The sequence below is a fragment of the Streptomyces sp. rh34 genome (genome assembly GCF_002551245.1).
In the GTDB taxonomy this organism is placed as follows: domain Bacteria; phylum Actinomycetota; class Actinomycetes; order Streptomycetales; family Streptomycetaceae; genus Streptomyces.
Genome location: NZ_NTGZ01000339.1, coordinates 1 through 6,991, shown reverse-complemented (window position 1 = coordinate 6,991; position 6,991 = coordinate 1). Strand labels below are relative to the sequence as shown.

Annotated in this window: 6 protein-coding genes; all 6 read left to right on the top strand. The window is 74.9% G+C overall.

Annotated elements, in window-relative coordinates; all coding sequences use genetic code 11:
- Positions 1 to 2: 2 nt before the first annotated feature.
- On the top strand, positions 3 to 1,388 hold the full coding sequence (locus tag CR470_RS34555) for a sugar transferase (RefSeq protein ID WP_257139018.1): 1,386 nt from the start codon (positions 3 to 5) through the stop codon (positions 1,386 to 1,388).
- 2 nt (positions 1,389 to 1,390) lie between these two features.
- Complete coding sequence (locus tag CR470_RS34550; RefSeq protein ID WP_097871374.1) at positions 1,391 to 2,755, top strand: O-antigen ligase family protein; 1,365 nt, start codon at positions 1,391 to 1,393, stop codon at positions 2,753 to 2,755.
- Positions 2,752 to 4,470 (top strand): murein biosynthesis integral membrane protein MurJ, encoded by a 1,719-nt coding sequence (murJ, locus tag CR470_RS34545; RefSeq protein ID WP_097871375.1) that lies wholly within the window; start codon positions 2,752 to 2,754, stop codon positions 4,468 to 4,470. Before CR470_RS34550 ends, murJ begins: the two co-directional genes overlap by 4 nt.
- Positions 4,460 to 5,272 (top strand): polysaccharide deacetylase family protein, encoded by an 813-nt coding sequence (locus CR470_RS34540; protein ID WP_097871373.1) that lies wholly within the window; start codon positions 4,460 to 4,462, stop codon positions 5,270 to 5,272. The genes murJ and CR470_RS34540 overlap by 11 nt, the downstream gene beginning before the upstream one ends.
- A complete protein-coding gene (locus CR470_RS34535) occupies positions 5,269 to 6,405 on the top strand; it encodes a glycosyltransferase (RefSeq protein WP_097871372.1) in 1,137 nt (378 codons plus the stop codon). Before CR470_RS34540 ends, CR470_RS34535 begins: the two co-directional genes overlap by 4 nt.
- On the top strand, positions 6,402 to 6,991 hold a 590-nt coding region (locus CR470_RS34530; protein WP_107489530.1), incomplete at its 3' end, for a lipopolysaccharide biosynthesis protein. The genes CR470_RS34535 and CR470_RS34530, both read left to right, overlap by 4 nt.

Genomic DNA, 6,991 nt, shown 5'->3' with positions numbered 1-6,991 from the left:
AGATGTGTATAAGAGACAGGCGCCGGACCGCCCGGCACGGCCGTCTCGCGCCGCTCCTGTGCGCGGACGCCCTGGCCCCGGCCGTGACGTTCGCCCTGGTCGTCCCGGTCTCGTGGCCCTGGCCGCTGGTGGCCGTCCAGGCGGTGGCGCAGGTGCTGCTCTTCGCCCGGCGTGGCCTGCACCGGACGCGTCTGTCGCCGTCGGTCCTCTCCGAACTCCCCGCCCTCCTCGGCCTCACCCTTCTCCAGTGGTACGTGACCATGGAGGTGCTGGCCGCCTGGGCCCCGCAGCAGGCGATCGGCTGGACGGTGCTCGCGTACGGGGCCGCCACGCAGACCGCGTTGACCTGTGCGGGACGCGCGGCCGTGTACCGGGCGCGGCGGCGGTCCGCTGTCCGCCGCCCGCTGTCCACCCTGGTCGTGGGCCAGGGGCCACTGGCCCGTCAGGTGACGACCGCCCTGTACGACCACCCCGGCTACGGATTGCGGCCGGTCGGTCTGGTCGCCGGTCCGGGGCACAGGGACGAGAAGCAGGCGGCAGGTTCGGACTCCGTGCCGCTGCCGGTCCTGGCCTCGCCCCAGGAGGTGGGGCGGGCCGTCGTCCAGAACAGTGTGCGGCACGCGGTGTTCACCGCCCCGCCGGAGTCCACTCCGGACGGCGCCGCTCTCTTCACGCTGCTCACCGGGCACGGCTGCCGGGTGTGGCTGGTGACCGGTCCCGGATCCGTCGCGGGGCTCCCGGCGGAAGGCCGCCCCGACCACCTGTGGGGCTTCAGCGTCCAGCCACTGCGCGACGGGACGAACCGTCCCCTCGGCCACGGGGTGAAGCGGGCGATGGACGCCGTCCTGGCCACGGTCGGGCTGCTGCTGGCGGCCCCGGTGATGGCGGCCTGCGCCCTGGCCGTGCGGCTCTCCGACGGGCCGGGCGTGATCTTCCGCCAGGAACGCGTCGGCCGGCACGGACGCTCTTTCGTCCTGCTGAAGTTCCGTACGCTGCGGCCCGCCGACGTCCAGGAGTCGGCCACCCGCTGGAACGTCGCCTCCGACGGGCGGATGAGCCGGGTCGGCCGGGTGCTGCGCCGGACCTCCCTCGACGAGCTGCCCCAGTTGTGGAACGTCCTGCGCGGCGATATGAGCATGGTCGGTCCGCGCCCCGAACGCCCTTTCTTCGTGGCGCAGTTCAGCCGTGCCCATCCCGGCTATCAGGCCCGCCACCGGATGCCCGTGGGCATCACGGGGCTGGCCCAGGTGAACGGGTTGCGCGGCGACACCTCGATCGAGGAGCGGGCCCGCTTCGACAACCGCTACATCGAGACCTGGTCGCTGTGGCAGGACGCGTGCGTGCTCGCGCGGACCGCGGGCTCCCTGTTCCGGCTGGGAGGCAGCTGATCATGGCCGCTGTCCTGACCCCGCCCGCACCGTCGACGACGGCCGGGCCGCGCGCCGTCGCGCGCCCCCCGTGGGGCGGTTGGCGGAGCCGTTGGCCGCTGCTGCCACTGGTCGCGACCGTCCTGCTGCCCGCCCTGCCCCACGGGGCTTCCGGCGGGGGCGGTGGCGGCCCGGCCGACGTGGCCTCCGGTCTCGCGGTGCTGGTGTGTGGGGGGCGGCTGCTCCGGCTGCGGCAACGTCCGCTGAGCGCCACCGCCGCGCTGGTCCTGGGCCTGCCCGCCGTGGGCTTCGCGGTGGCCACGGTCACGGCGGCGGACCCCGCGGCGGCCCTGCCGGGTCTCGTCCGCTATCTCCAGGTCTTCGTCCTCGTACCGATCGCCGTGTGTCTGCTGCTCCGGGACGCCCACGGGTTCCGGATCGTCGGCGGCTCGCTCGTCCTCCTGGCGGTCGTCCAGGGCGTCACCGGCGTCCACCAGTACGTCACCGGGACCGGCGCCTCGTACATGGGCGACGACATCCGGGCGGTCGGCACGTTCGGGCCCGGCGACATCATGGGGATGGCGACCGTCGTCGCCTACGGGCTGCTCGCCGCCGCGGCCTGTGCCCTGCGTACGCCGCGGAGCGCCCCGGCCTGGCTGCGGCCCTGCGCCGCCGTCCTCGCCGTCGCGCTGATCGTGCCCCTGACGCTGTCGTTCAGCCGGGGCGTGTGGATCGCCACGGCCGCGGCGGTCCTCGTCGTCCTGGCGCTGACCGGGTGGCGGCAGGCTTGGGCGTCGCTGGCCGTGCTGGGCGCGGCCGGGGTGGTGCTGGTCGGCGGGTTCGGCATCGGCTCCGACATGATCGCGGACCGGGCCGCCAGCGTGACCCGGGTGACCAGCACCCCGGACCGGTCGGTCAGCGACCGCTACGCCATGTGGAACGCGGCGGGCGCGATGTGGCGGGAGCGGCCGGCCGTCGGGGTCGGCCTCAAGGGCTTCCCCGCGCACCGTGACGGACACGCCTCCATCGGGCTCTCCTCCGGCAGCGACACGGCCGGGGCGGGCCAGGAGTTCCGCCGGCAGGCGCTCCTCTCCCCGCACAACATGTATCTCCTCGTCCTCAGCGAGCAGGGCCTCATCGGTCTGACCGCGCTCGTCGGCAGCTGGGCGGCGATCCTGGCCGGCGCGGTCCGCAGACTGTGGCGCGCCCGCTCGCGCGGGCACGCGGCCCTGGACTGCGGGCTGGCGGCGGTGGCCCTGATGACCTGGCAGTGTGTCAACTTCCTGTACGCGGACATCGGCGGGCCCACCACGGTGCTGAGCGGTGTCGTGCTGGGGCTGGCCGCATGGTGGGCGCTGGGCGGGCCGGACCGGGCGAGTACCGCATGAGCGACACCGACACGGGGACGGAGGCCGAGACGCGTCCGGCGGACGCGGCAGCCGCCCCGCACCTCCTCCCGGCCCCGGGAGGAGGCCCCGAAGGTCCCCTCTCCCCCGGCGCCGCGCCCGGGACGGCCGGGGGCGAGGTCCCCCGGCTGGGGTCCTTCCTCGCCCGCGCGGCGGCGGCCACGGCGGTGCTGACCGTGCTGGGGGCCGTGCTCGGGCTGGTGCGGGACCAGGCCGTCGCCCGGTACTTCGGGGCGAGCGGCGCGAGCGACGCCTTCCTGGTCGCCTGGACCGTGCCCGAGATGGCGGCGACACTCCTGATCGAGGACGGGATGGCGCTCCTCCTCGTCCCCGCGTTCAGCCTCGCGCTGACCCGACGGGCGGCGACCGGAGGAGTTCCCGGTCCCGACCCCGTAAGGGATCTGGTGGCGACAACGCTCCCCCGGCTGTTCCTCCTGCTCTCCGCCGGCGCGGCGCTGCTGGTCGCGGGCGCCCCGTGGGTCGTGGGCGTGCTGGCCCCGGGCCTCGCCGATCCGCGGCTCGCGGTGGACTGCACCCGGCTGACCTCGGTCACCGTCCTCACCTTCGGGATCACCGGGTACTTCAGCGCCGCGCTCCGCGCGCACCGCAGCTTCCTGCCGCCCGCCGGGGTCTATGTCGCGTACAACCTCGGCATCATCGGGATGACGCTGGCCCTGCACGCGCGGTGGGGCGTGCGGGCCGCCGCGGTGGGGGTCGCGGTCGGCAGCGTGCTGATGATCCTGACCCAACTGCCGATGTTCCTGCGGTTGGTGCCGCTCGCCCGGCCCCGACCGCCTCGGTTCGGGCGACAGGGGCGGCGGGCCGCGCGGACCGCTCCTCTGCTGGGCTTCGCGGTGCTGGCCCCGGTGGTCCTGTTCGTGGTGAGCCGTCAGTCCCAGGTGCTGGTCGAGCGGTTCCTGGCCTCCACGCTCCCGGCGGGCGCGATCTCGCATCTGAACTACGCGCAGAAGGTCGCGCAGCTGCCGATGGTGCTGTCGCTGATGATCTGTACGGTGACCTTCCCGGTGGTCGCGCGGGCCATGGCCGCCGGGGACCGGGAGAAGGCCCGGCTGCGCGTCGAGCGGGACCTGGCGCTGGCCGGGACGGTGGTGCTGCTCGGCACGGCGGTGGTCCTCGGCTACGCGCCCCAGATCATCGAGGTGCTCTTCCAGCGCGGCGCGTTCGACGCCTCCGACACCGCGTCCACCGCGCAGGTCATGCGGGTGTACGCGCTGGGGCTGCTCGGCCACTGTCTGGTCGGCGCGCTGAGCCGGCCGTTCTTCTCGTCCGGGCGGCCCACCTGGTTCCCGGCGTTCGCCATGGGCACCGGGCTGGTGGTCACGATGGGGGCCGGGTACGCCCTGACGTTCCGCTTCGGGGTGGACGGCATCGCGACCGCCAACGCGGTCGGGATCAGCACTGCGGCGCTGCTGCTCCTCATGGGCCTCGGCACCCGGGTGGTGCCGATCCGGACGCGGGCCGTGGCGCTCTCGCTGGGCCGGCTCACCGGGGCGTCGCTGGTGGCGGGCGTGGCCGGCTGGGCGTGCGCTCCCCTCGTCCCCGATCCGGTGCTGAGCCTGGCCGCCGGAGGTCTCCTCGTCCCGTCCGTGTTCTTCCTGACCGGGCTCGCCCTGCGCTCGCCCGAGGTCGTATCCCTGCTGGCACTCACCCGACGGAGGTTCCTTGATGGCCGCTGATCCCTCGGCACTTCGCGCCGACGCTCCCTCGTCCCGGCTCCGCGCGCACGCCCGCCGCCGGCCGTGGATCCTCACGTATCACTCGGTGACGGACCCGAGCGACGATCCGTACGGCATCACGGTCTCCCCCGGGCGCCTCGACGAGCAGCTTTCCTGGCTGCGCAGCCGGCGGCTGACGGGCGTGGGGGTGTCCGAGCTGCTGCGCGCGGGGGCCGCGGGGCGGCGCGGGCTGGTCGGGCTGACCTTCGACGACGGGTACGCGGACTTCCTCGACGAGGCGCTGCCGGTGCTGCGCAGGCACGGCTTCCGGGCGACGGTCTTCGTCCTGCCGGGCCGGCCGGGCGGAGTCAACGCGTGGGATCCGCTCGGCCCGCGCAAGCCGCTGCTCACCGAGGACGACGTCCGGCGGGTCGCCGCCGCGGGCATGGAGGTCGGCTCGCACGGTCTGTACCACCAGGATCTGACGGCTCTTCCGGACGACGAGCTGCGCCGGGAGACCGCCCGCAGCCGGGAGCTGATCGGCGATCTCACCGGTTCGCTCCCGGAGGGCTTCTGCTACCCGTACGGCATCCTCGACCGCCGGGTCACCGAGGCGGTTCGCTCGGCGGGCTACGGCTACGCGTGCGCCCTGGCCCCCGGCCCGCTGCCCAGCCGGTTCGCGCTGCCCCGCACCCACATCAGCCAGGCGGACCGGGGGGTGCGCCTGTGGGCGAAGGACCTGCGGCACGGGCTGCGGCAGGTGGCGGCGCCGGGTGCGGGCTCCCGGGCCGCCGGGCCGGTGCGGACGGGCGGCCGGCGGTGAGGGCGCTGCACGTCATCACCGGGCTCGGGGTCGGTGGCGCCGAGCGGCAGTTGCGGCTGCTACTGCGTCATCTGCCGGTGGAGTGCGATGTCGTGACGCTCACCAACCCGGGGACGGTGGCCGAGGAGCTGCGGTCCGACGGGATCCGGGTGACCCACCTCGGGATGCGCGGCAACCGGGACCTGTCGGCCGTCGGAAGGCTGGCCCGGCTGATCCGGGACGGCCGCTACGACGTGGTCCACACGCATCTGTACCGGGCCTGTGTGTACGGCAGGATCGCGGCCCGGCTGGCCGGGACCCGGGCCACCGTCGCGACCGAGCACTCCCTGGGGCGTGCCGAGATCGAGGGCCGCCCGCTCACCCGGTCCATCCGCGCCCTCTACCTCACGACCGAACGCCTCGGGGCGGCGACCGTCGCCGTCTCCTCCACGGTGGCCGGCCGGCTGCGGGACTGGGGAGTGCCTGCCGACCGGATCCGGCTGGTGCCGAACGGCATCGACGCGGACCGGTTCCGCTTCGACGCGGGGCGTCGGGCCTCCGTACGGGCGGAACTGGGCCTCCCCGGCGAGGCGTTCGTCGTCGGCGGGGTCGGGAGGCTGGTGCCGGGCAAGCGGTTCGACGTGCTGATCCGCGCGGTCGCCGCCCTGCCGGAGGCCCGTCTGCTGCTGGCCGGGGACGGTCCGGAGGCCGGGTCGCTGCGCGCGCTGGCCCTGCGCCTGGGGGCCGTGGACCGGATCCGGTTCCTCGGGGAGTGCGACGAGCACGGGGACGGCCCGGTCCCGGGTGTTCCGGCGTTGCTGAGCGCCGTGGACGTCTTTGTCTCCACGTCCCGCGAGGAGTCCTTCGGTCTCGCCGCCGTGGAGGCGCTCGCCGCCGGACTGCCCGTGCTCCACGACGCCTGCCCGGCCATCGACGACCTGCCCGCCGCCCATGCCCCCGCGGCCACCCGGATCGCCGGGAGCCCCGAGGAGCTGACCGCCCGGCTGCGGCAGCGGATACAGGCCGGAGCGGACCGGCGGCCGCCGCCCCGGGCCGTCGGCCATTACGACATCAGGCGCAGCAGCGAGCGCCTGATGGACGTGTACGCGTACGCCCTCGACACCGCCCCACCGAACCGGAGAGCCCTTTCATGACCGACTCACCCGAGCAGCAGCGACATGTCGTCGTCCGTCGGCTGCGCACCGCGCTCGCCCGGCTGCCTCATTGGTGGCCGCTGCCCGTCTCCGTGCTGATCGGCACCGCGTCCGGGCTCTCGTACAGTGCGCTGGCCGCGGACCGGTACGAGGCCACCAGCTATGCGATGGCGGTCGCGGAGGCGGAGACGGACCCCTCGGCGGCCCTGGGGTACGCCCAGTCGTACGGGCGGCTGACGACGAGCGACGCGACGCTCTCGTACGCCCAGGGCGCGGCGGGCGAGCCGGTGCGCGAGCTGCGGTCCCACGTCCGGTCGGAGACCTCTCCCGACTCGCCGATGATCGCGGTGACGGGCACGTCCGAGGACCGGCGCAAGGCGGCCGACATCGCCAACGCGGTCATCGAGGCCGTCATCGTGAGCAGTGGCCATGTCTCCAAGGACACCGGGGTGAAGCTGATCAAGTTCTCCCATGCGATGACGCCGGACCGGCCGGTCTCGCCGTCCGTGCCGCTGGGCGCCTCCGTGGGGGCCGCCGCGGGCGGGCTGCTGGGCGGCCTCGTGCTGCTGGTCCGGCCGCGCGGGGC